The organism is Streptomyces sp. NPDC102274, assembly GCF_044766385.1.
Lineage (GTDB): Bacteria > Actinomycetota > Actinomycetes > Streptomycetales > Streptomycetaceae > Streptomyces.
On sequence record NZ_JBIWLW010000041.1, the window covers coordinates 19016 to 43625 of the forward strand.

The 24610-nt window shown below is 71.7% G+C and carries 13 protein-coding genes and 1 pseudogene; 2 read left to right on the forward strand and 12 right to left on the reverse strand.

What is annotated here, in order from left to right:
* Nucleotides 1-56 precede the first annotated feature (56 nt).
* Nucleotides 57-824 (forward strand): SDR family oxidoreductase, encoded by a 768-nt coding sequence (locus ACIRQP_RS36100; RefSeq protein WP_403898224.1) that lies wholly within the window; start codon nt 57-59, stop codon nt 822-824.
* Nucleotides 825-897: 73 nt separating this feature from the next.
* Here the strand turns inward: ACIRQP_RS36100 and ACIRQP_RS36105 are convergent, their stop codons facing one another.
* The 8 genes from ACIRQP_RS36105 to ACIRQP_RS36140 all read right to left on the reverse strand — a co-directional run bounded on the left by ACIRQP_RS36105 (nt 898) and on the right by ACIRQP_RS36140 (nt 8701).
* Complete coding sequence (locus tag ACIRQP_RS36105; protein ID WP_403898226.1) at nt 898-2079, reverse strand: 4-hydroxybenzoate 3-monooxygenase; 1182 nt, start codon at nt 2077-2079, stop codon at nt 898-900.
* Entirely contained in the window at nt 2079-3239 is a 1161-nt protein-coding gene (gene pcaD / locus ACIRQP_RS36110) for a 3-oxoadipate enol-lactonase (protein WP_403898229.1), read from the reverse strand. The genes ACIRQP_RS36105 and pcaD overlap by 1 nt, the downstream gene beginning before the upstream one ends.
* A 128-nt stretch (nt 3240-3367) precedes the next feature.
* Nucleotides 3368-4747, reverse strand: coding sequence for a 3-carboxy-cis,cis-muconate cycloisomerase (pcaB, locus tag ACIRQP_RS36115; protein WP_403898231.1), 1380 nt, complete (start codon nt 4745-4747; stop codon nt 3368-3370).
* Nucleotides 4734-5297: a protocatechuate 3,4-dioxygenase subunit alpha gene (pcaG, locus tag ACIRQP_RS36120; protein WP_403898233.1), complete on the reverse strand. Its 564-nt coding sequence runs from the start codon at nt 5295-5297 to the stop codon at nt 4734-4736. The genes pcaB and pcaG overlap by 14 nt, the downstream gene beginning before the upstream one ends.
* A gap of 1 nt (nt 5298) precedes the next feature.
* Nucleotides 5299-6075 (reverse strand): protocatechuate 3,4-dioxygenase subunit beta, encoded by a 777-nt coding sequence (pcaH, locus tag ACIRQP_RS36125; protein ID WP_403898235.1) that lies wholly within the window; start codon nt 6073-6075, stop codon nt 5299-5301.
* A gap of 24 nt (nt 6076-6099) precedes the next feature.
* A complete protein-coding gene (locus ACIRQP_RS36130; protein WP_403898238.1) occupies nt 6100-7290 on the reverse strand; it encodes a thiolase family protein in 1191 nt (396 codons plus the stop codon).
* 5 nt (nt 7291-7295) lie between these two features.
* The gene (locus ACIRQP_RS36135; RefSeq protein WP_403898240.1) at nt 7296-7934 is read right to left on the reverse strand and encodes a 3-oxoacid CoA-transferase subunit B; all 639 of its coding nucleotides are present in this window, start codon (nt 7932-7934) and stop codon (nt 7296-7298) included.
* Nucleotides 7934-8701 carry a CoA transferase subunit A gene (locus ACIRQP_RS36140; RefSeq protein WP_403898243.1) on the reverse strand — a complete coding sequence of 256 codons (768 nt, stop codon included), beginning with the start codon at nt 8699-8701 and terminating at the stop codon, nt 7934-7936. The genes ACIRQP_RS36135 and ACIRQP_RS36140 overlap by 1 nt, the downstream gene beginning before the upstream one ends.
* 135 nt (nt 8702-8836) lie before the next feature.
* On the opposite strand from ACIRQP_RS36140, the gene ACIRQP_RS36145 reads away from it, so the two are divergent.
* Entirely contained in the window at nt 8837-10450 is a 1614-nt protein-coding gene (locus ACIRQP_RS36145; RefSeq protein WP_403898246.1) for an IclR family transcriptional regulator C-terminal domain-containing protein, read from the forward strand.
* 198 nt (nt 10451-10648) lie between these two features.
* Here the strand turns inward: ACIRQP_RS36145 and ACIRQP_RS36150 are convergent, their stop codons facing one another.
* The 4 genes and pseudogenes from ACIRQP_RS36150 to ACIRQP_RS36165 form a co-directional block, all read right to left on the reverse strand.
* A complete protein-coding gene (locus ACIRQP_RS36150) occupies nt 10649-11176 on the reverse strand; it encodes a hypothetical protein (protein WP_403898251.1) in 528 nt (175 codons plus the stop codon).
* 238 nt (nt 11177-11414) lie between these two features.
* A complete protein-coding gene (locus ACIRQP_RS36155; RefSeq protein ID WP_403898253.1) occupies nt 11415-11999 on the reverse strand; it encodes a TetR/AcrR family transcriptional regulator in 585 nt (194 codons plus the stop codon).
* Between the two features lie 546 nt (nt 12000-12545).
* Nucleotides 12546-13304, reverse strand: coding sequence for a thioesterase II family protein (locus ACIRQP_RS36160; RefSeq protein ID WP_403898256.1), 759 nt, complete (start codon nt 13302-13304; stop codon nt 12546-12548).
* A gap of 32 nt (nt 13305-13336) precedes the next feature.
* A pseudogene (locus ACIRQP_RS36165) lies at nt 13337-24580 on the reverse strand (type I polyketide synthase); the annotation flags it as partial.
* Nucleotides 24581-24610: the final 30 nt, after the last annotated feature.

The window sequence follows — 24610 nt, forward strand, 5'->3', positions numbered from 1 at the left end:
TGCTCGCAGGCACCGAACTCATTACCAAACGAAACTCATTGCCTAGGAGAACCATCATGTCGTCCGTGCTCATCACCGGCGCGTCCAAAGGAATCGGCCGAGCCATCGCCATCGAACTGGCAAACCGTGGCCATCGGGTGATCGCCACCGCTCGTCAGCCCGAAACTCTGGCCGACCTCCCCGTGGACCGGCGTCTGCGCCTCGACGTCACCGATCAGGACAGCGTCGACCAGGCCATCAAGGACGCCGGCGAGATCGACGTGCTGGTCAGCAACGCCGGCGCGACGCTGCGCGCGCCGTTGGAGACCGTTCCGCTCGCGGAGGTCGAACGGCTCTACCAGCTCAACACCTTGGGAGCACTGCGCGTCGCGCAGGGGGTGCTGCCGGCGATGCGGAAACGAGGAACTGGCCGCCTCGTCTTCGTCTCCAGCGTCCAAGGACGACTGGTGCTGCCGGTCATCGGCCCGTACGGCGCGAGCAAGTGGGCGCTGGAGGCGATCGCCGAGACACTGGCCATTGAGATGGGTCACTTCGGCATCAAGGTGAGCATCGTGCAGCCGGGCGCGGTGTCCACGAACGGTGCCGAGCAGGCCAAGTCGTTCGTCGAGGAGGGCAGTCCCTACGCCCCGCTGTATCACCAGCTCGGCGCTCTGCGCGGCGAGGTCATCACCTCCGAGGAGGTGGCCGTCGTCGTGGCCGACACCATCGAGCAGCCTGAACCTCCGCTGCGCGTGCCGGCCGGCGCGCCCGCCGAACGAGCCCTGAGGGCTCGCAAGGAGGCGCCCGAGAACGAGCCGTTCGTACTGGCCGAGCTCGATTGGTAGTGGTCGGTCGAGACCCGTGGGCCGGGGTAGGCCCGGTTCCAAGACGTACGTCCCTCATGCGGCTTCGTCCCGGTCAGGCGATGGGCGGGCCCGCGTAGTTCTCCGCGAGTTCGGCGGCTGCGTGGGCGGAGGTGGCGATGCGTTCGAGCTGGGCAATCTGCAGGCGGGTGGCGAAAGGACTCTGCTCCGGGTCCGTGTGGAGGGTGCTGGTCATGAAGGAGGAGAAATGCTCGGCCCGCCAGACGCGGCGGAGGCAGGTGGTGGAGTAGGCGTCGAGCTGTTCGGTGGAGCCGGTGCGGCGCAGCCGGTCGAATGCCCGCGCGAGGACCACGACGTCGGCGACGGCGGTGTTGAGGCCCTTGGCGCCGGTGGGCGGAACGATGTGCGCGGCATCCCCGGCCAGGAATATCCGGCCGTAGCGCATGGGCTCGGTGACGAAACTCCGCATCGGCAGCACCGATTTCTGAGTGATCCGCCCTCGTTCGAGCTTCCGCCCGTTGTCGAGCTCCAGGCGGGCGTCCAGTTCTTCCCAGATGCGCTCGTCCGGCCAGGCATCCGGGTCGGTGCCATTGGGGACCTGAAGGTAAAGGCGGCTGGTTGTCCGGCTCCTCATGCTGGCGAGGGCGAACCCGCGCGGGGAGTGGCCGTAGATCAGCTCATCACTCGGAGGCGGCACGTCGGCCAGGATGCCCAGCCAGCTGAAGGGGTAGCTCCGCTCAAATGTCGTGATAGCCGCATCGGGGACAGTCTGCCGGGTCACACCGTGGAATCCGTCGCAACCGATGACGTAGTCACAGGTCAGCGTCTTCTCCGTGTTGTGGTGGACGTAGTGGACGGTGGGCCGGTCGGTGTCGAGGCTCTTGATGGCCGTCGCCTGGGCCTCGAAGAGGAGCGGTGGCCCCTCGGCGAGCTGAAGCGCGATGAGGTCCTTCACGATCTCGGTCTGGGCATAGACCCAGACGCGGCGGCCACCCGTCAGCGCGGGGAAATCGATGCGGTGGCCGCGTCCCGCCCAGCGCAGCTCGACACCGTCGTGCGGCAGCCCCTCCCGGTCCAGCCGCTCCCCGGCACCGGAGGCGCGCAGGACGTCCACGGTGCTCTGCTCAAGGATTCCCGCGCGTTGGCGGTGCTCGACGTAGGCGCGGTCACGGCTCTCCAACACAACACAGTCGATCCCGGCCCGGTGCAGCAGACGGGCCAGCAACAGACCGGCGGGGCCGCCACCGATGATCGCGACGGTGGTGTGCTCGGGCATCAGTGTTCCTTGTCCTGTGTGCGGGTCTCCTCGTCCAGGACGCGGCTCGCGACAGCGAACGCGGAATTGGCGGCGGGGACTCCGCAGTACACGGCTGTCTGAAGCAGTACTTCCTTGATCTCCTGGGAAGTGAGGCCGTTACGCAGTGCGGCGCGGACGTGGAGGGCCAGTTCATCGAGATGGCCGTGCGCGACCAGCGCGGTGAGCGTGATGCAGCTCCGGCTGCGGTGGTCGAGGCCGGGACGCGTCCAGATCTCACCCCAGGCGTAGCGGGTGATGAAGTCCTGAAAGTCGGAGGTGAAGTCGGTAGTGCTCGCCTGCGCCCGGTCCACATGGGCGTCTCCGAGTACCGCACGACGCACCGTCATGCCGGTTGCGTACCGCGCTTCGTCGCCATCCGGGCCGGCGAGGTTGCCGACGAGGGCGGCCAGGACGGCGGCGGACCGCTCGACGTTCGCCAGGTGGGCGGCACGGGGGATCTCGACGAGTGTGGCGCCGGGGATGCCGTCGGCGAGTTCCCGGGCGTGGGCGGGCGGGGTGGCGGGGTCGTCGCGGCCCGCGACGACGAACGTGGGGCAGAGGACGCCCGGCAGGTCGGCGCGCACGTCGAAGTCCGCGAGCGCGTCGCAGCAGGCGGCATATCCGGCAGGATCGACCGCGAGCAGGTCCCCGACGAGAGCGGTGGCGGCCGGGACGTCCCGGAAGGCGGCAGTGAACCAGCGTTCCCTCGCCGTCTCCGCCAGGGGCCTCATGCCATCGGCACGAACGAGCGCGGCCCGGTCCCGCCAGCCTGCCGGTTGCCCGAAGCGCGCGGACGAACAGACCACGCTCAGTGAAGCGACTCGTTCGGGATGGTGGATGGCAAGCCATGTGCCGACGGCTCCGCCCAGGGAGACGCCCGCGTAGGCGAACGTGGCGATGCCGAGCCGGTCGGCGAGGTCGAGCACGAGCGCGGCGAGGTCACCGACGGATGCGCCGGGCCCTACCAGTTCGGCTGCGGACGCGCCGTGGCCGGGCAGGTCGTAGCGGATCACACGATGGCGCCGGGCCAGCACCGTGACCTGCGCGTCCCAGACGCGCAGCGACGTCCCCAGCGACGGGCCGAGAATCAGCGCGGGCGCGTCCGACTGTCCATCCACGCGGTGGTACAGCCCGTCCATCGCATCCTGCCTTCCTGGTGGGAACGAGCGAGCCGTTCGCGGGGTCTGTTCACCCAAGGGTGCCGGGTACCGGTTCGCCGGCGGTGGCTTCGGGCCGTGCCGCCTGTCGTTGTCGCGGCTCGGGATCGTCATGGGGAGGTCCGCTTCCAGGTGAGGGCACGGTCCACCAGGGCCGCCGCATGGCCGATGTCCGCGGAGGGGTCGACGAGGTCACGCAGTCGTTCGGGAGAGAGGTTCACGGCGGCATCGTCGGCGAGAGCCCTGTCCAGCCCGATGCCGCGGTCGGCGGCCGTGCGGGAGGCACGCGTGACGATGTCGCGCGCCTCGGCGCGCCCCAGGTCGGCGGCGAGGACGGCCGCCACCCGTTCGGCCGCGAGCAGACCGCCGGTCGCGGCCAGGTTCGCGGCCATCCTTTCCGGACGGACGCGCAGGCCGGCGACCAGTTCGGCGGCATCGCGAGCCGCTCCTCCGACGAGGCGCAGCGCGTCGCGGAGCGGCTGCCACTCGGCGTGCCAGGCCCCGGAGGGACGTTCGTCCTCGGCGGCGACCGCACCGAACAGCACGGAGGCGAGCGCCGGAACCTGGCGGGCGGTGGACGCGATCACTGTCGCGCGGACCGGGTTGGTCTTGTGCGGCATCGCCGAAGACGCTCCCCCGGTGCCCTCGGCCAGCTCACCGATCTCCGTCCGCGACAACACGAGCACGTCGGCGGCGATCTTCCCGAGCGCGCCGGCGGTGAAGGCCAGGGCTCCCGCGAGGTCGGCGATCGGGGTACGCAGCACGTGCCAGGGCAGTACCGGTTCGGCGAGGCCGGTCCGTCGTGCGTAGGCGGCCAGCAGTTGCGACCCGACGGCGCGATGGGGGCCGGGGGCAAAGGCGGCGAGCGTTCCTGCCGCGCCGCCGAGCTGTACGGGCAGCGTCGCGCGAACGGCGGCGAGACGGTCGTGGGCGGCCTGGACGAGCGAGCGCCACCCCGCTGCCTTCAGCCCGAACGTCGTCGGCACGGCGTGCTGGGTGAGGGTGCGGCCAGGCATGGGTGTGAGTCGGTGCGAGGCGGCCAGCCCGGCCAGAACTGTGGCCGTCCGGTCCAGGTCGGCGAGCACCGGGCCGAGGGCTCGCGACGCGACGAGCATCAGGGCGGTATCCAGGATGTCCTGACTGGTCGCGCCTCGGTGCACGTACTCCGCGGCGTCCGCGTCCCGCGCGGCGACGGCCTCGGTCACCACCGCGACCAGCCCGATCACCGGATTGCCGCCCGAGCGGGCCCGTACAGCGAGCTCCCGGGTGTCATATCCGTCGCGGGCCGCGGCGGCCACGACCTCGGCCGCGCCCCGCGGCGCGAGCCCGAGGTCCGCCTGGGCCCAGGTGAGCGCTGCCTCGGCGTCGAGCATCGCGCGCAGGACCGCCGGGTCGCCCGTCTCCTCCTCGCCGGGCGAACCGACGCGGACCGGGGACAGCAGGCCGTCGTCGGACCAAGGATCATCGGACCAGGGATCAGTCGAAGACAAGGAACACCGTCTCCTCGTGCTCGTCGTTGCCCTGCAGCCGGATGTCGAAGCCGTACACGCCCTCGCGCTCGGGGACGGCCAACAGCGTGGCGCGCCGTGCGGGCTCCAGCGACGCGAGCAGGGCGTCGTCGGCCGCGCCCGGCAGGTAGACACGGGTGTGCAGATGATGGAGCAGGCCTCGCGCGAACACGATCACCGACAGGTACGGTACGCCGCCCGGTGGCAGGGTGCGCCACGCGTAGTGGCCGTCGGCGTCGGTGGTGACGCGGCCGAACCCGGTGAAGTCCACACCGTTACGGCCCAGGTACCCGCCGGTCACCGGGTCGCGGCGCATGCTGCCGGGCAGCCCGGTCCGTGTCGCGTCGGGGGCGGGCTGCCAGATCTCCAGCAGCGCGTCCGGGATCGGGGCTCCGGCCCCGTCGAACACCCGGCCGTGGACGGTGATCGCACCGGGCGTGCCGGGCGGGACGAGATGTGCGCCGTCGGGAATCGGGAGCGCGTAGCCGTAGAACGGGCCGACGGTCTGCGACGGTGTCACAGGCAAGGGCATGTCAGCGGTCCCCTTCGTTCCAGGTGGCGGCCGGGCCGGACAGAACGATGTCCCACCGAAAGCCCAGCGACCACTCCGGGACGGACAGGTCGTGGTCGTAGGCCGCGACGAGCCGTTCCCTGGCGGCGGTGTCGGTGACCGACTGCAGTATCGGGTCGTAGGGGAACAGCGGGTCACCGGGGAAGTACATCTGGGTGACGAGCCGCTGCGTGAACGCCGTCCCGAACAGCGAGAAGTGGATGTGCGCGGGACGCCAGGCGTTCACATGGTTGCGCCACGGGTACGCACCCGGCTTGACGGTGACGAACGAGTACTGGCCCTGGTCGTCGGTCAGACAGCGGCCGACACCGGCGAAGTTCGGGTCCAGCGGCGCGGGATGGTCGTCGCGCTGATGCGCGTACCGGCCCGCCGCGTTGGCCTGCCAGATCTCCACGAGCTGGCCGCGCACCGGACGCCCGTCACGGTCCAGCACGCGGCCCGTCACGGTGATCCGCTCTCCCAGCGGCTCGCCCACATGCCGGCGGGTCAGGTCGTGGTCCCGTTCCGTGACATCGGTGAGGCCGAACACCGGGCCGGTCAACTCGACGGCCTCCGGGTCGCTGACAGCCACAAGCGGGCGGACGGGATACCGCAGGACGCTGCTTCGGTACGGGGCGTAGCCGCGATCCGGATGGTCTTCGGCGGGAGCGCCGTCGGCACGGCGTTTGTGGTACGCGGCGCGGGCGTCCTCCATCTCGGCGCTGATCGCGGTCTGGGTCGGCGGGGTGGGAAGGGACATGGAACTCCTCCTTGGGGATCTGTGTCAGCGTTCGAGAACCAGGGCGAGGCCTTGACCGACCCCCACGCACAACGCGGCCACGCCGGTGCCGGCCCCGGCGGCGGCGAGCTGGTGCGCGACGGCTCCGGTGATCCGCGCGCCCGACGCGCCCAGGGGGTGCCCGATCGCTATCGCGCCACCACGCGGGTTGACCACTGCCGGGTCCAGCTCGGGCCATTCGGCCAGGCAGCCCAGTGCCTGGGCGGCGAACGCCTCGTTCAGCTCCAGTGTCCGCAGGTCCGAGAAGGTGCGCCCGGCCCGCTCCAGGGCGATGCGCACCGCCCGCACGGGGCCGAGTCCGAAGTACTGCGGATCGATCGCCGTCACCGCCGATGCCCGCAGCCGTGCCAGAGGTTCACGGCCCGTCGCCCTCAGGCCCGCCTCATCGGTCACCAGCAACGCCGCCGCACCGTCGTTGAGCGGCGAGGAATTGCCCGCCGTCACCGTGCCGCCGGCACTGCGGAACGCGGGCCTGAGTCCGGCCAGCGCCTCCAGCGACGTCGTCTCACGGATCGTCTCGTCCCGCTTCAGCCCGGTGCCCTCGACGGGAACGCTCTCGGCCTCGAACAGGCCGGCCGCCCACGCTCGCGCCGCCTTCTCATGGCTGGCCAACGCGAACGCGTCCTGCTGTCCGCGGGTGATGCCGTGCTTGTCCGCGATCAGCTCGGCGCCCTCGCCCAGGGCGACCGTCCACTCCGGCTTCATCCGAGGATTGACCATCCGCCAGCCGAGGGTGGTGGAGAACAACTCCGATCCACGGGAGGGGAAGGCCCGGTCGGGCTTGGGCATGACCCACGGCGCGCGGCTCATCGACTCCACGCCGCCGGCGACCACGACCGACGCGTCGCCGACCGCGATCGCCCGCGCCGCCTGAACCACTGCTTCCAGACCCGATGAGCACAACCGGTTCACCGTCACGCCCGGCACTGTCGTGGGGAGCCCCGCCAGCAGGGCGGCCATCCTGCCCACGTCGCGGTTCTCCTCCCCCGCACCGTTGGCGTTGCCGAACACCACGTCATCGACCCGCTCAAGGTCCAGACCGGGCGACCGGGCGATCAGCTCCCGGATGACGTGGGCGGCCAGATCGTCCGGACGCACATCCGTCAGCGCGCCGCCGTATTTCCCGACGGGTGTACGAACCGCGTCCACGATGAAGACGTCACGGGGATAGGCCATAGCACTCACTCCTCGACATCATGGATCGTCGCGCCGGTCGCTGCCCTGATCCGGTCGGGTGTCACGTCCGGCGCGGTCTCGACGAGGACCAGGCCGCCGGGGGTGACGTCCAGGACGCCGAGATCGGTGATGATCCGGTCGACGCACGTCCGTCCCGTCAGCGGCAGCTCGCACTCGGTGAGGATCTTCGGAGCGCCGTCGCGTGTGGTGTGCCGCATCAGCACGATCACCCGCCGCGCGCCGTGGATCAGGTCCATCGCCCCGCCGACACCCTTGATCATCTTGCCCGGGACCGCCCAGTTCGCCAGGTCACCGCGCTCCGAAACCTGCATCCCGCCCAGAACGGCCACATCGATGTGACCGCCGCGGATCATCCCGAACGACAGCGCCGAGTCGAAGAACGCCGCGCCCGGCCGGACCGTCACCGTCTCTTTCCCCGCGTTGATCAGGTCCGGGTCGACCTGGTCCTCGGCCGGGTAGGGGCCGACGCCGAGAATCCCGTTCTCCGACTCCATGACGACGTCGACGCCGGGCGGCAGGTGGTCGGGGATCAGGGTCGGGAGCCCGATCCCGAGGTTGATGTAGGCACCGTCGGGCATTTCGGCCGCGGCGCGCGCCGCCATCTCGCTTTCGCTCCAGGGCATCAGGAGGCCGCCTTCTCGCGCACTGTGCGGTTCTCGATTCCCTTGTCGGTGGCCTGAGCGGAGGTCAGGACGACCACCCGTTGTACGAAGACGCCGGGCAGGTGCACCGCGTCGGGGTCCAGTTTCCCGGGCTCCACCAGTTCCTCGACCTCGGCGATCGTCACCCGGCCCGCCATAGCGGCCAGCGGGTTGAAGTTCCGCGCGGACTTGTTGAACACGAGATTCCCGTGCCGATCGCCGCGCGCGGCGCGGACCAGGGCGAAGTCGGTGGTGATCGCCTCCTCGAGGACGTACTCACGGCCGTCGAACATCCGGGTCTCCTTGGGCGGAGAGGCGACGGCGACGTCTCCGTCGGAGGTGTACCGCCACGGCATCCCACCGTCCGCTACCGCCGTACCCACGCCCGCCGGAGTGAAGAAGGCCGGAATGCCGCAGCCGCCGGCCCGGAGCCGTTCGGCCAACGTGCCCTGCGGTATCAGCTCCAGTTCGATGTCCCCCGCCAGATACTGGCGTTCGAACTCCTTGTTGGCACCGACGTACGACCCGGTGACCCGGGCGATGCGGCGCGCGGCCAGCAGGGTCCCGAGGCCCGAGTCGAGAGCGCCGCAGTTGTTGGAAACGACGTGCAGCCCGCGTGGACCGCCTTCGTGGACGGCCTGGATCAGCGCGTTGGGGACTCCGCAGAGCCCGAAGCCGCCCACTGCCAGGACCGCTCCGTCTCCGATGTCCGCCACCGCGTCCGCAGCCGACGCGACTACCTTGTCCACCCGCCACCTCGCGTTCGCCTAGCGAACTTTAGTTCGCTACCATGTGGGCCAGAGTGTGTACCTGGACGGCGTGTACTGTCAACGCCCACTGTCCGCTACGGTTCCTCACGCTTGTCCCGCACGTTGGAGCAGCGCATGACCTCCTCTTCGACCACTGCCCCACCCCAGGAGGCGGTGGGCCCGCTCATCCGGGGCCTCGCCGTACTGCGCTCGCTGTCCTCCGGTGACCAGCAGCGAGCCGGTGACCTCGCACGCGCGACCGGGCTCGCCCGCAGCACCGTGGACCGGATCCTCGCGACTCTGGAGAACACCGGACACGTCCGTCTGGACGGGCACGAAGCCGTTCTCGCCCCCCGGGCGATGGAATTCGGCAACGCCTACCTGACGTCCTGCCGACTGCCCGACCTGCTCGGCCCGTTGGCCAACCGACTGGCCGACGCCATCGACGAGTCGGTCTCCATCTCCGTCCCCGATCTCGACGGCGTGCGCTTCGTCCACCAGGCGCCGCGACGGCGCGCGATGTCCCTCACCTTCCGCATCGGCGACCTCCTCCCCGCCGAGCGCGGCGCGCCGGGGGCCCTTTTCGCCGCCGACTGGACCGAACGGGAATGGGACGCCTGGCGCCGCCGTACCGCCGACCCGAACGACGCCGGGTTCCGCTCTGTCCCTGTCGACGACGGCACGGCGGCCGCGTCCTTCCCCGACCGCGTCACCGAGGCCCGCGCGGCCGAATTCGCCGTGGACAACCAGCTCATCGAACCCGCGCTCATCGCCGTCGCCGCACCCCTGTACGCCCCGGACGGGACCACGGCCGCCGCGATCAGCGTCGTCAGCCACACCAGCCGCCACACCGCCGACTCACTCGCCGCCACCGCGCTGCCCGTGCTGCGGGACACCGTCGTGCGCATGCGCGACATGCTCGCCGTGCCACCACCGCCGGTCGAACCCGAATCCGTCGAGCGACCGGAAGGCAATCCCGTGCAGTCGCTGGCGCGCGGCCTCGCCGTGCTGACCGCCCTCGGAGGCTCGCCCGGCGGTCTCACACTCACCGCCGTCGCCCAGGCAACCGGCCTGCCGCGCGCCACGGCTCGCCGATCGCTGATGACCCTGGAGTACCTCGGCTATGCCCTCGCCGACGGACGTCTGTTCCGCCCCACTCCCCGAGTCCTCGGTCTCGGCTACGCGGCGCTGTCACAGCGAACTCTGTCGCAGATCGCGGAACCGCACCTGGCCACGCTGGTGGGGCAGGTGCACGAGTCGGCGTCGATGAGCGTCCTCGCGAACACCGATATCCGTTACATCGCCCGGGTGCCCACCGTGCGGATCATGAGCGTCAACATCACGGTCGGCACCCGCTTCCCCGCCTATGCCGCCTCCATGGGCCGCGTCCTGCTGGCCGGGCTGCCCACCGAAGAGCGCGCCGCTCTCCTTCACCGGACCAAACCGGTGGCACTGACCAACAGAACCATCACGTCACAGCGGCAACTCCTGGGGATCCTCGCCCAGGTGGAACACCAAGGCCACGCCCTTGTGGAAGACGAACTGGAGGAGGGGCTGCGCTCGATCGCTGTCCCTGTTCGCGACCTCACCGGACATGTCGTCGCGGCCATCAACGTCTCCAGCCACACCAGCCCCGAGCCATCGGCTCAGGCCCTCGCCCGCCTGCTTCCCCCACTGCGCGCGACGGCGGCGGCCATCGAAAGCGACGTCCGGATCGTGGGCCGCCACCAAGCCGTCACCACGCCTTAGGGCGTGTTGCGAAAGTAGCGCCGCCCGCCCGCAGGCCAGGCGGGACTTTCGCAACACGTCCTGGATCTCCTCACGGTCAGGCGCCTCGCCTGGAGCTGCGGTGAAAGTTTGATCACTGTCGATCGTCACGAACAGGAGTTGCCGCCAAGGGCGCCACCCCCGTCGAACGCAGCTGGGGAGAGCAGGTGCACGGACCGGTCAGAGTGTCGAATTCGAGGGGCTGGTCGGCGGCAACTGGGTGGCGAGGGGCTGCAGTTCCACGAGTATGAGGGCGCTGGAGGGAATGGCGGAGCGTAGTTCGACGAGGCCGGTGAGGGCTGCGTGGAGTCGATCGAAGCCCTCGTACGCCTCATGCGCCAGCACCAACCGGGCTTGGGTCTCCAGATGTTGCCAGGCATAGCGTCTGCGGAGATTGGCCAGTTGCCGTGCGTCCGCGCGCAAGAAGGTTGAGCCGGCCGAGAAGCCGGCCGACAGCAGGGCAAGGATGGCTGCGGGCACGCGGGCTTCGGGTGAAGCGAGACCAGCGGCACCGGAGACCCCGGCCAAGACAGCGGTGGGGAAGCCCAGACAGATGTACGTCGCGTTCCACAGCTTGCTACGTCGCTGGGCCCGCTTCGCTCCAATGCGTGCTTCCGTGACGATCCGCTCGACCTCGCTGCGGAGATGGAGTAAGCGCGCATCGGCACTATCGCCGAGGGCGGTCGGATCGAGATTGCTGTCCGGCACGGCTCCCCCTGTCTGTCACCGGTTGAGGACCTGCTCTCGGAGACTGGGATACCCCTTCAGGGGGCGGCGTGACCCACTACAAGCGCGGAGCGAGCAGGCAGCTGGAGTCGGCAGAGGCCTGCGAGTAAGGCGGCAGCCGGGGATTCCCTTGAAGGACCCGTCCAGCGCTTCCGGCGAGCCGCCGCCTGTCTCCGCGATGTCCTGCTCGCCCAACTCGTCATGTTCTTCCGCATGACCGTCACGAAGCATCCGCATCGTGATCGGTGAAGGTCATGCCGGATGCCAGAGCGCGGGCAGCGTCGGCGAAGTACTGCTCGTCGGCGCCATGGGCGAGGCCGAGTGTGACGCCCTGGCTGAGGCCGACAAACAGTGCCCTGAGTGCGGTGGCCAGGCGTTGTGCCTGATGCGACGTCACGACGTTCCCGTTGTGCGATCTTCCCGTGAACAGCGTGATCAGGTGGTTCTCCTGCGATCGGATGGACGTGGCGAGCTGGGACCCCAGGTCTGGGTCGTGCAGCGCCATATCCAGCAAGGTGATCTGGAGCAACAGACGGGACAGCGCGTCGGGGGCGTCACAGCTTCGCCGGTAGTACCGAGCGAAGGCGTCGACCGCTTCGAGCAGATCCAGTCCAACGGGAACCGCCTCCTCGATCTCTTCGTAATACGGCCGCAGGTAGTCGGCGACCAGGGCGACCACCAGGCCGTTCTTGCTCCCGAACAGTGAGTAGATGGCACCGGTGGTCAGATCGGCGCGTCCGGCGATCTCGTCAAGCTTGGCCCGGTACCCGTCTCGGGAGACGACCTGGAACGCGGCGTCCAGCAAGGCTCGGCGGTTGCGTTCCCTGGTCTCCGCTCTGCCGCCCCCGTCGTGTTCGCCGCACTGCTGCTCGCCGCCACCCCCACGCAGAAGTAGGCGGCGATTTCGTCGAAGTCCTTTCGGCGGGACAGCGCAGCCTGACGCATTGAGCCTGCCTCGGACATGGGCCCTGCGCCGGGCCCGTACCGAACACCCGCCCGAGGTCGACGGCCGTCTCGTCCAGTCCTCCAAGCTGCGTATCGCGTATCGGACCAGTTATCTGCGATCCGATGAGTGTGTGGCCATGGAGCGCCGGCTACCGGAGGAATCCCGTTCGGAACGTGCTCGAACACGGTGGTGCTCCGGCTCCTGGTCCTTGGCCCGATTTCGGCCTCCAGCGTGCCTGGAGTGACCGCAACCGGCCTTGTCATTCCGCGCGGAAGGCCTGGGTGGCGACGTCTCCGGGGGCGGAAATATCGCATTCCACACCGCGAGCAGGACAGAACCCGGATCATCGTCGCCGAAACGGGGGGGCTGGACGACCTCCTCGTCCAGCCCCCCGTTCTCCTGTGCCTATCCGACGGCTACAGCGCTGCGGAGCGCCTCGCGCACCACCGCGATCACCTCCACCGCGCGCGGGCTGAGGTAGAAGTGGCCCCCGCGGAACACCTGGATGTGGAACGCGGCTGTCGTGTGGGCGCGCCACGCGTCCGCTTCCGAGGGCGTCGCCTTCGGGTCGTCGTCGCCCACCAGGGCGGTGATCGGGCAGTCGACGGTCGCGTCCACGGGACCGTACGTCTCGATGGCGCGGTAGTCACTGCGGATGGCGGGCAGCACCATCCGCAGCAGTTCCTCGTCACCGAGCACCTGGGCGTCGGTTCCGCTCAGGGCCTTCATCTCGGCCACGAGCCCGTCGTCGTCCCGCTGGTGGACGGTCTCCACGCGGTGCGTCGACGGTGCGCGCCTGCCGGAGGCGAACAGCTTTGCGGGCGTGTGACCCGCGCCTTCAAGCCTGCGCGCGACCTCGAACGCGACGACCGCGCCCATGCTGTGCCCGAAGAACACCACGGGCCGGTCGAACAGCGGCGCGACCACGGGCGCGATCCGGTCGGCCAGCACACCGATGTCGGCGACGCTCGACTCGGTCCGCCTGTCCTGGCGGCCAGGGTACTGGAGGGCCACCACGTCCGAGTCACTCGCGAGCGCGGCCGAGACGGGGAAGTAGAAGCTCGCCGATCCGCCCGCGTGCGGGAAGCACACCAGCCGGACCGGGGCGTCCGGTGCGGGGTGGAACCGGCGGAGCCAGAGTTCGCTGCCATCGGTAACTGTCATGTCCATCGTCCGTTCTGCTGTCGTTGTCGTGCTCAGAGGGTGTTGTCGCCTCGGCCGTCGCCCAGCCAGGCCCGCACGGCGAGCGCCGTCGACTCGGAGTGGTCTTCCATGATCGTGAAGTGGTCGCCGGGGACCTCGGCGTCCTCGTGCGGGAGCGGCCATGTGGGCCGCCAGTCGTCCTCGGTCTCCCGTGCCGCCGACTCCCCCGGCGGGAAGGTGGCGTGCACGTACAGCGTCGGCGCCTCGACCGGTTCGGGCTCCCAGTCGCTGAACACGGGCACGTAGCCGCCCTGCCCGGTCAGCTGCGCGCCGGTCATCAGCTCGAACGCCTTGCTGCTGGACAGGCGCTCCCTCAGCGCCGCCTCCAGCCGGTCCTCGAACGAGGTCGTCGCGGTGTGGGTGTCCAGCAGCACCACCGCCGCCGGTGCGCTGCCCTGCTGTTCGAGCAGCGCTGCGACGGCGTTGGCCATCCATCCGCCCGACGAGTAGCCGAGGAGCACGAACGGCTGGTCGCCCGCCTGCCTCCTGACGGCCGCGGCCTGGAAGCGGACGACCGCCTCCCTGGTCGCGGGCAGCGCCTCCCCCGACGCGAAACCGGGGTGGGGCAGCACGGTCACGTCCCGCTCGCCCGCGAACACGGGGGCGAACCGGCCGAAGTAGTGCGGACCGGAGGGCGCCATCGTCGGCGCGAAGCACAGCAGCGGGGTTCCCGGCCCGGTCGCCAGCGTGATCGGCGGCAGTGCGGGCACCTCGTCCGGTGACTCGAACACCGGCCGCACCCGCGCGGCCGCGGTCACCATCTGCCACCCCTCCTCGTACAGTCCGAGGTCACATGACTGCCGGAACAGGCCGGCGAACGTGTCCTCCGGAGCCAAGGAGGCGGGTGCGGCGGGGGCGCCCACGGTCCCCGAGGCGAGTTCGCGCCGCAGGTACCCGGCGAGCGCCGGGCCGGTCGGCTGGTCGAACACGACGGTGGTGGGCAGGCGCAGCCCGGTCGCGCCCGCGAGCCGGTTGCGCAGTTCCAGCGCGGTCAAGGAGTCCAGGCCGAGCTGGGTCAGGGTGCCGGAGACGTCGAGCTCGTCCGGCGCGTAGCCGAGCACGGCCGCCGCCTGGTCCCGGACGACCCGCAGCAGTTCCCGCTCCTGCTCCTCCTCCGTCAGTCCGGCCAGCCGCCGCGCCAACCGCTCCTCGCCCGCGCCGGCCGCCCTGGTGGCCCGCGGGCGCACGAGGCCGCGCAGCAGCGCGGGCACCTCGTCGGGCGCGCCGCGCAACGCGCCGACATCGAGCCGTATCGGCACCACGACCGCGTCACCCGCCGCGCACCCGAGGTCGAACAGCGCGAGGCCCTGCTCCTCGGTCAAGCCCGCCACACCGGAGCGGGACATCCGCGCCACGTCGGTCCCCGCCAGTCCGTCGGTCATCGCGCCGGTCGTCTCCCACAGGCCCCACGCCAGCGACGTCGCGGGCAGACCGCCGGCGCGCCGATGCTGGGCGAGCGCGTCGAGAAACGCGTTGGCCGCCGCATAGTTGCCCTGACCGGGATTGCCGAACGTACCCGCCGCCGACGAGAACAGCACGAACGCCGAAAGATCCAGATCGCGGGTCAGCTCGTGCAGATGCCACGCCGCGTCCACCTTCGGCCGGAACACCGTGTCGATCCGCTCCGGCGTCAGCGAGCCGATCACACCGTCGTCCAGCACACCCGCCGAGTGCACCACGCCGGTCAGTGGGTGGTCCGGGTCCACCGCGGCCAGCAGTTCCGCCAGCGCACCGGGGTCGGTGACGTCGCAGGCGGCGAGCGTGACATGCGCACCGAGGCCGGCCAGTTCCGCGCAGAGGTCGTCGGCGCCGGGCGCGGCGGCGCCGCTGCGGCTGGCCAGCACCAGGTGCCGGACGCCGTGGCCGGTCACGAGGTGCCTGGTGACGAGGCCGCCGATCATGCCGGTGGCGCCGGTCACCAGGACGGTGCCGCCGGGCGCGAACTCGATCGGGGACTCCGCCACGGACGGTCGGGACGGTGCGATGCGCGGCACCAGCGGGTCACCGGCGCGCACCGCCACCTGCGGCTCGGAACCGGCGAGGACGGCGGGCAGCACCGCCCAGGACGCGTCGTGCACATCCACGTCGACCAACGCGAACCGGTCGGGGTTCTCGGACTGCGCCGACCGGATCAGGCCCCACACCGCCGCGTTGGCGACAGCCGGCACGTCCTCGTCCGGCCCGGTCGCGACGGCCCAGCGGGTCACGAAGACGAGGCGGGAGTCGAGGAACCGGTCGTCGGCCAGCCACTCCTGGGCCAGCCGCAGCGCGCGGAGGGCGGCGGTGCGGGCGCCGGAGACCGGCTCCGAGTCGTCCTCGGCACACGGGACGACGACCAGCCCCGGCACCCCGGCCTCGGCGAGGGCCGTGAGGTCGCTGTGTTCCTCGACGACCATGCCGGACGCGGCGAGGCCCGCGCCGACCTTCAGGTCGTCCGGGCCGATGACAGCGCAACCGCGGGCAGGAGCGGGAGTGGCCGCACGGGTCTGTGCGGCCACCCACTCCACCCGGAACAGTGAATCGCGGTGGCGCGCACCCCACTGGTCCGCGGCGATCGGCCGCAGCACGAGGGATGCGACCGTCGCCAGGGGGTGCCCCTGTGCGTCGGCCAGTTCCAAGGTGACGGCGTCGGGTCCGGCCGGCGTGAGCCGTACGCGCGCCGCGGTCGCACCGGTCGCGTGCCACCGGACACCGCTCCACGAGAACGGCAGCCGGGGGCGACCGGCGTCCTCGACGAGGCCGCCGAGCGTGCAGGCGTGCAGCGCGGCGTCGAGCAGTGCCGGGTGGACCCCGAACGACGTGGCGTCCCGGTGCTGGGCCTCGTCCAACTCGATCTCGGCGTACACGGCGCCCTCGTCGCGCCACGCCGCCCTGAGCCCCTGGAAGGCGGGCCCGTACCCGAACCCGGCCCCCGCCAGCCCGTCGTAGAGGTCGTCGATGTCGACGGCCTCGGCTCCGGCGGGCGGCCAGTCCGTGATCTCGGCCGGATGGGTGGGGTCGCCGGTGGTGAGGAAGCCGGTGGCGTGCCGGGTCCAGTCGGTGTCGGCGGCCGGGTCGTCCGGGCAGGAGTCGATGTTCAGCGTGCGGCGGCCCGAGCCGTCGTCACCGCCGACCGTCACCCGCAGCCGCACCCCGCCGTGTTCGGGCAGCACCAGCGGTGCGGCGAGCGTCAGTTCTTCGACCTCGTCCAGACCGAGCCTGCCACCCGCGGCGAGTGCGAGTTCCGCGAAGGCCGTACCGGGCAGGAGGATCACTTGCGCGACGGCGTGGTCGGCGAGCCACGGGTGGGTGTCCGTGCCCAGCCTGCCGGTGCACACGAGGCCCTGCCCGTCGGCGAGGTCCACGGCGGCGCCGAGCAGCGGGTGGTCCGCGCCTGCCAGGCCGAGACCACCGGCCGCTCCGTCGAAACGCAGGTCACGGGGCGCGTCCAGCCAGTAGCGCTTGCGCTGGAACGCGTACGTGGGGAGTTCGACCGAGCGCCCGCCGGGGAGCAGCCTCGTCCAGTCCACCCGCACGCCCCGCGTGCCCAGCCGCGCCACAGCGGAGATCAGCGCGGACTCCTCCGGGCGATCGCCGCGCAGCACCGGTACGAAGACCGCGTCCGGCGCGGACTCCTGCCCCAGCGCGGACAGCGTCCCGCCCGGCCCGATCTCGACGAACGTGGCGGCGCCCTCGTCCACGAGCGTGCCGACTGCGTCCGCGAACCGCACCGACTCCCGTACGTGTCGCACCCAATACCCCGGCGAGGCAAGCTCCTCAGCGGTCGCCCGCGCACCGGTCAACGTCGACACGATCGGAATCGCGGGTGCCTCGTAGGACACGCCTTCCAGCACCCGGCGGAACTCATCCAGCATCGGCTCCATCAGCGGCGAGTGGAACGCGTGGCTGACGCGGAGCCTGGTCACCTTCCGACCGCCCTCACGCCACAGCTCCGCCAACACATCCACATCAGCGGCAACACCCGAGATCACCACCGAGTTCGGCCCGTTGACCGCCGCGATCCCCACGGTCTCCGGGAGATCCGGCGCGACCTCGACCTCGGACGCCTGGACCGCCACCATCGCACCACCCTCGGGCAGCGCCTGCATCAACACGGCACGCGCCGACACCACCTTCGCGGCATCAGCCAACGACCACACACCCGCCACATGCGCGGCGGCCAGCTCACCGATCGAATGCCCCGCCAGCATGTCGGGCCGGACACCCCACGACTCCAACAGCCTGAAAAGCGCCACCTCCACCGTGAACAACGCCGGCTGCGTCACCCCCGTCTCATTCAGAGCATCGGCATCCTCGCCGAACAGCACCTCACTCACCTGCGGATCGAACTCCGCCAGCACCTCGTCCAGCGCCGCAGCGAACACCGGGAACCGTCCGGACAACTCACGCCCCATACCGAGCCGCTGCGAACCCTGACCCGAGAACAGGAAACCCACACCACCCACGGCAACGGACCCCTCGACCACGCCGGGGAACGGCCGCCCCTCGGCCAGAGCGGTGAGCCCGTCCAGCAGTGCCTCGCGGTCGTCGCCCACCACTACAGCCCTGTGGTCGAAGGCCGACCGCGTCGTCGCCAACGAGTAACCGACGTCCACCACTTCGGTCCCCGGCTCACCCGCTACGTGCTCCCGCAGCCGGATCGCCTGGTCCCGTAAGGCCTCCGCGCTCCGCGCGGACAGCACCCACGGCACGACGCCGTCGACCGGCGCGGACGTCACGGCGGGAGCGGACTCCTCGGCTTCCGGGGCCTGCTCGATGATGGTGTGCGCGTTCGTCCCGCTCACACCGAACGACGACACGCCCGCCCGACGCGGCCGGCCCGCCACCGTCCACGGCCGGGCCTCCGTCAGCACGTCGACCGCGCCGGCGGACCAGTCCACGTGCGGGGAGCGTGCGGAGACGTGCAGCGTCCGCGGCAGCACGCCGTGCCGCATCGCCATCACCATCTTGATCACACCCGCCACACCGGCCGCGGCCTGCGTGTGGCCGACGTTCGACTTCAGCGACCCGAGCCAGAGCGGCTCACCGGCGCGGTCCTGGCCGTAGGTGGCCAGCAGCGCCTGCGCCTCGATCGGGTCACCCAGCGTGGTGCCAGTGCCGTGCGCCTCGACCGCGTCCACCTCGGACGGCGCGAGACCCGCACTGGCCAGCGCCTGCCGGATCACCCGCTGCTGAGAAGGACCGTTCGGCGCCGTCAGACCGTTCGACGCACCGTCCTGATTGATCGCGGAACCCCGCACGACCGCCAACACCTGGTGACCGTTGCGTCGCGCGTCCGAGAGCCGCTCCACCACCAGCATGCCAACCCCTTCACCCCAACCGGTGCCGTCCGCGTCGGCGGAGAACGCCTTGCAGCGGCCGTCCGGGGCCAGGCCCCGCTGCCTGCTGAACTCCACGAAGGCCGCTGGGCTGGACATCACCGTCACACCACCCGCCAGCGCCAGCGAGCACTCACCGGAGCGCAGCGCCTGCGCCGCCAGGTGCAGCGCGACGAGCGACGACGAGCACGCCGTGTCCACGGTCATCGCGGGGCCTTCAAGACCGAGCACGTAGGACACGCGGCCGGACGCGACGCTGCCCGAGCTGCCGAACCCGAGCTGGCCCTCGAAACCCTCCGGAGCGCGCCGGAGCCGGGCGGCGTAGTCGTTGTACATCACTCCCGCGAACACGCCGGTCGCGCTGCCCCGCAACGACTTCGGCTCGATCCCGGCCCGTTCCAGCGCCTCCCACGACGTCTCCAGCAGCAGCCGCTGCTGCGGGTCGACCGCCAGCGCCTCGCGCGGCGACATTCCGAAGAACGCCGGGTCGAACTCGGCGGCGTCGTAGAGGAAGCCACCCCACCGGACGCTGCTGGTGCCGGTGTGCTCGGGGTCCGGGTCGTAGAGCGCCTCCACGTCCCAGCCCCGGTTGTCCGGGAAGTCGGACACCGCGTCACGGCCCTCGGCGACCAGTCGCCACAGGTCCTCCGGCGACTCGACACCACCGGGGAAACGACAGCTCATGCCGACGATCGCGATCGGCTCGTCCTCGGCGACGGCAGCGCGGTGGGTCGCCGTCCGCGCCTCGTCGCCGCCGAGCAGCGTGGAGCGCAGGTGGCCCGCGAGCACCAGGGGCGTCGGGTAGTCGAAGACCAGCGTCGCGGGCAGGCGCAGCCCGGTGGCCGTGTCGAGCCGGTTGCGCAGCTCGACCGCCGTGAGGGAGTCGAACCCGAGTTCGCCGAACGCCCGCTCCGGTTCCACCTCGGCGGCGGACGCGTGGCCGAGCACGGCGGCGACGCATGTGCGCACGAGGTCGAGCAGCAGCGGGAGACGCTCGTCCTCCGGCAGCGCCGATATTCGTGCCGCCAGGCTCCCGTCGGCCTTGGCTGCCTCGGGGCGCGTCGTGCGTACCAGCGCGCGCAGGAGCGCGGGGACGGCCTCGGGGCGCGCCCGCAGCGGCGCCAGGTCCAGCCGCATGGGCACGGCCACGGCCGACGGCAGCGCGATGGCGGCGTCGAACAGTCGCAGCCCCTCCTGGGCGGACAGCGCGGCGACACCGGCACGCGAGAGGCGGCCGCGGTCGGACTCGGCCAACTCGTCGGTCATGCCGCTCGCGTCCGCCCACAGGCCCCACGCCAGCGACGTCGCGGGCAGACCGCCGGCGCTCCGGTGCTGGGCCAGCGCGTCGAGAAACGCGTTGGCCGCCGCATAGTTGCCCTGACCGGGATTGCCGAACGTACCCGCCGCCGACGAGAACAGCACGAACGCCGAAAGATCCAGGTCACGGGTCAGCTCGTGCAAATGCCACGCCGCGTCCACCTTCGGCCGGAACACCGTGTCGATCCGCTCCGGCGTCAGCGACTCGATCACACCGTCGTCCAGCACACCCGCCGCATGCACGACGGCCGTCACAGGGTGCTCGGCCAACAGCGCGGCCACCGCGTACCGGTCCGCCACATCACAGGCGACGGCAGTGACCTCGGCACCCAGACCGACCAACTCATCGTGCAGCGCTCCCACTTGGCCGCGCCTGCTCGCCAACACCAGCCGCCGCACCCCGTGCCGCACCACCAGATGCCGCGCCACCAACCCACCGAGCATCCCCGTGGCACCCGTCACCAACACCGGACCCTCACCGAAGCCCGACCCCTCCAACTCCACAGCACGAACACGGACAAGCCTCGGCACGAACAATTCACCCGCCCGCACCGCCAGTTCGGGCTCATCGGTCGCGACGGCGCTCGGCAGCGCCTGCACCGAGACCGCCGACCCGTCGACGTCGACGAGCACGAACCGGCCGGGGTGCTCGGCCTGCGCCGCGCGCACGAGGCCCCACACCGGCGCGTTGGCCAAGTCGGGGACGTCCTCGTCGGGGCCCGCCGCCACCGCGCCGGTGGTGACGAACACCAGCCGCGCCGAGCCGAACCCGTCGTCGGCGAGCCAGGCCCGCACCAGCGCCAGCGCCCGGTGCGTCGCCTCCGCGGGGCCCTCGGCCGAGGGCACAGGGGCGAACACGAGGTCCGGCACCTCGTCCTCCCCGAGCGCGGCCAGGTCCGCGTACGCACGGGCCGGCTCGGAGATCTTCGCCTGACCGAGCCCGTCCCCCAGGACCGCCCAGCGGGCGGGGGCCGAGGCGGCGGGCCGCACGGGTCTCCAGTCGACCCGGAACAGCGAGTCCAGCCGGTCACCGCCGAGCCCGTCGGCCGACAGGGGCCGCAGCGACAGTGCCTCGACCGAGGCGACGGGAGCGCCCGTGTCGTCGGTCAGGACGATCGCGACGCCCGAGGCGCCCGCCGGGGACAGGCGTCCCCGCAGTGCGGACGCGCCGCTGCTGTGCAGCCGCACCCCGCGCCAGGAGTACGGCAGGTGCAGCCGCTCCGCGTCGGCGACGAAGCCGCCGAGCCCGATGGCGTGCAGCGCGGAGTCGAGCAGCGCGGGATGCAGCCCGAACGAGCCCGCGGTGTCCCGGTCGACCAGTTCCACCTCGACGAACACCTCGTCGCCCCGCCGCCACGCCGCGCGCAGGCCGCGGAACGCGGGCCCGTAGCCGAGTCCCGACGCGGCGAGGTCGTCGTAGCGGCCCTCGGTGTCGATCCGCTCGGCCCCCGCGGGCGGCCAGGCTTCCCCACCGATGGCAGGGACCGCCTCCCCCGCCGCGAGCGTGCCGAAGGCGTGCCGCGTCCACGGCTGGTCGTCGGGCGCGTCGTCGCCCCGCGAGTAGGCGCTCAGCGGGCGGCGCCCCGACTCGTCCGGCGCCCCGATGGACACCTGGAGCCGCACCGCGCCGTCCTCCGGCAGGACCAGCGGCGCCGCGAGCGTCAGCTCCTCGATGTGGTCGAGCCCGACCTGGTCGCCCGCCCTGATCGCCAGCTCCACGAACGCGGCGCCCGGTACGAGGACCACGCCCCCGACGGTGTGGTCGGCCAGCCACGGGTGGGTCGCCAGGGAGAGCCTGCCGGTGAGCAGGGCGCCCTCCTCGTCGGCCAAGGTGACCGCGGCGCCCAGCAGCGGGTGGTCGGCGGGCCGCAGGCCCACCGAGGCGACGTCCCACACGTGCGCGCCCGCGTCCAGCCAGAAGCTGGTGCGCTGGAACGGATACGTGGGCAGGTCGATCCGCCGGGCGGCGCGTCCCGCGAACACCGCCTGCCAGTCGAGGGCGACGCCCCGTACGTGCAGTGCGGCGACCGCCGAGGTGAGCGTGGCGCCCTCGGACCGGTTCGCGCGCGCCCCGGCCACCAGCAGTGCGTCCTCGTCGACGCAGTCGCGACCCATCGCGGTCAGCACCGCGTCGGGGCCAAGCTCCAGGAAGTTGGCGACGCCCTGATCGCGCAGGCACCGCACGCCGTCGAGGAACCGCACCGCCTCGCGGGCGTGGCGCACCCAGTGCTCCGGGTCGCGCGCCTGCGCCGGGGCCAGCACGGCGCCGGTCAGGGTGGACACGATCGGGATCGTCGGCGTCCCGTAGGCGATGGTCCGGGCGACGGCGCGGAAGTCGTCCAGCACGGCGTCCACGTGCGGCGAGTGGAACGCGTGACTGACCCGCAGGTACCGGGTCTTCCCGCCGCGCTCCCGCCACGCGCTGTCGATCGCGGCCACCGCGTCGGCGTCGCCCGCGACCACCGTGGACTCGGGGCCGTTGACCGCCGCGACGTCCACCGCGCCGCCGTGCTCGCCGACCAGGCGGCGGACGGTGTCCTCGTCCGCGCGCAGCGACAGCATCGCCCCGCCCTCGGGCAGCGCCCCCATCAGCCTGCCGCGGGCGGAGACCAGCGCGCACGCGTCGGCGAGGGAGAACACGCCCGACACATGGGCTGCCGCCAACTCCCCGATGGAGTGGCCCGCGAGGAACTGCGGAGCGAGGCCCCACGCCGTGACGAGACGGAACAGCGCCACCTCGATCGCGAACAGCGCGGGCTGTGTGTAGGTGGTCAGGTCGAGCAGGGTGGCGGCCTCGCTGCCGGGCTCGGCGAAGAGCACGTCCCGCAGCGGCCGGTCCAGGTACGGATCCAGGCCGGCGCAGACCTCGTCCAGCGCCTGCGCGAACACGGGGAACTCCCGGTACAGCTCGCGGCCCATGCCCACCCGCTGGCTGCCCTGTCCGCTGAACAGGAACGCGAGCTTGCCACGCGTGCCGACCGTGCCACGCACCAGGTTCGGTGCCTCGCCGCCGGCGGCCAGGGCCTCCAGCCCGCGCAGCAGCTCCGCGTGGTCGGCGCCGACTACGGCGGCCCTGTGCTCCAGCGCGGTCCTGCTCATGGCGAGCGAGTAGCCGACATCCACCGCCGACACGTCCCGACCGTCCACATGGGACAGGAGGGCGACGGCGCGCTCGCGCAGCGCGGCGGGGTCGTTGCCGGACAGCACCCACGGCACGGCGTCGGCCAGTACGGGGTCGACGGGCTCGCCCAGCTCGTCGTCTTCGTCCTCGGCCGGAGCCTGTTCGAGGACGACGTGGGCGTTGGTGCCGCTGATACCGAACGACGACACCGCCGACCTGTGCGGCTGCCCCGTCTCCGGCCACGGCCGCGCCTCGGTCAGCAGGTCCACGGCGCTCGCCGACCAGTCGACATGCCGGGAGCGCTCGCCGACGTGCAGGGTCCGCGGCAGCACGCCGTGCCGCATCGCCATGACCATCTTGATGACGCCGGCGACACCCGAAGCGGCCTGGGTGTGGCCGATGTTGGACTTCAGCGAACCGAGCCAGAGCGGCTCACCGGCCCGGTCCTGGCCGTAGGTGGCCAGCAGCGCCTGAGCCTCGATCGGGTCGCCGAGCGTGGTGCCGGTGCCGTGCGCCTCGACCGCGTCCACCTGGGCCGCGGTCAGTCCGGCGCTGTCCAGCGCCTGCCGGATCACGCGCTGCTGCGACGGGCCGTTGGGCGCGGTGAGGCCGTTCGACGCCCCGTCCTGGTTCACCGCCGAACCACGCACGACCCCCAGCACCTGGTGGCCGTTGCGCCGGGCGTCGGACAGCCGCTCCAGCAGCAGCATCCCGACGCCCTCACCCCAGCCGGTGCCGTCGGCGCTGTCGGAGAACGACTTGCACCGGCCGTCCGCGGCGAGGCCGCGCTGCTTGCTGAAGCCGATGAACGTGTTCGGCGTCGCCATCACGGTGACACCGCCCGCGAGGGCGAGCGAGCACTCGCCCGACCGCAGCGCCTGGGCCGCCAGGTGCAGCGTGACCAGGGAGGACGAGCAGGCGGTGTCCACCGTGACGGCGGGCCCCTCCAACGCGAACGTGTACGACACGCGGCCGGAGGCGACGCTGCCGAAGCTGCCGGTGCCGAGGAAGCCGTCCAGCCCCTCCGGCACCGACCGCAGCCGGGACACGTAGTCGTGGTACATCACACCCGCGAACACGCCCGTCCTGCTGCCGCGCAGCGACGACGCGTCGATCCCGGCCCGCTCGAACGCCTCCCACGACGTCTCCAGCAGCAGCCGCTGCTGCGGGTCCATCGCCAGCGCCTCGCGCGGCGAGATCCCGAACACGCCGGGGTCGAACTCGGCCGCGTCGTGCAGGAACCCGCCCTCGGTGAGGAACACGCGGCCGGGGTCCTCGGGGTCGGACAACTCGACGTCGCCCCAGCCCCGGTCGGTGGGGAAGGCCGTCACGCCGTCGCGGCCGTTCGCGACCAGCTCCCACAGGTCCTCGGGGGAGCGCACGCCGCCGGGGTAGCGGCAGCTCATGCCGATGATCGCGATCGGCTCCTGCTCACCCTCCTCGACCTCGCGCAACCGCCGACGTGTCTCGCGCAGGTCAGCAGTGACCCGCTTCAGGAAGTAACGGAGCTT

Bases quoted from the DNA above. Each gene is read 5' to 3' on its own strand.
- ACIRQP_RS36100 (WP_403898224.1), top strand. From the start codon at position 57: ATGTCGTCCGTGCTCATCACCGGCGCGTCCAAAGGAATCGGCCGAGCC.
- ACIRQP_RS36105 (WP_403898226.1), bottom strand. From the start codon at position 2,079: ATGCCCGAGCACACCACCGTCGCGATCATCGGTGGCGGCCCCGCCGGT.
- pcaD (WP_403898229.1), bottom strand. From the start codon at position 3,239: ATGGACGGGCTGTACCACCGCGTGGATGGACAGTCGGACGCGCCCGCG.
- pcaG (WP_403898233.1), bottom strand. From the start codon at position 5,297: ATGCCCTTGCCTGTGACACCGTCGCAGACCGTCGGCCCGTTCTACGGC.
- pcaH (WP_403898235.1), bottom strand. From the start codon at position 6,075: ATGTCCCTTCCCACCCCGCCGACCCAGACCGCGATCAGCGCCGAGATG.
- ACIRQP_RS36130 (WP_403898238.1), bottom strand. From the start codon at position 7,290: ATGGCCTATCCCCGTGACGTCTTCATCGTGGACGCGGTTCGTACACCC.
- ACIRQP_RS36135 (WP_403898240.1), bottom strand. From the start codon at position 7,934: ATGCCCTGGAGCGAAAGCGAGATGGCGGCGCGCGCCGCGGCCGAAATG.
- ACIRQP_RS36145 (WP_403898246.1), top strand. From the start codon at position 8,837: ATGACCTCCTCTTCGACCACTGCCCCACCCCAGGAGGCGGTGGGCCCG.
- ACIRQP_RS36160 (WP_403898256.1), bottom strand. From the start codon at position 13,304: ATGACAGTTACCGATGGCAGCGAACTCTGGCTCCGCCGGTTCCACCCC.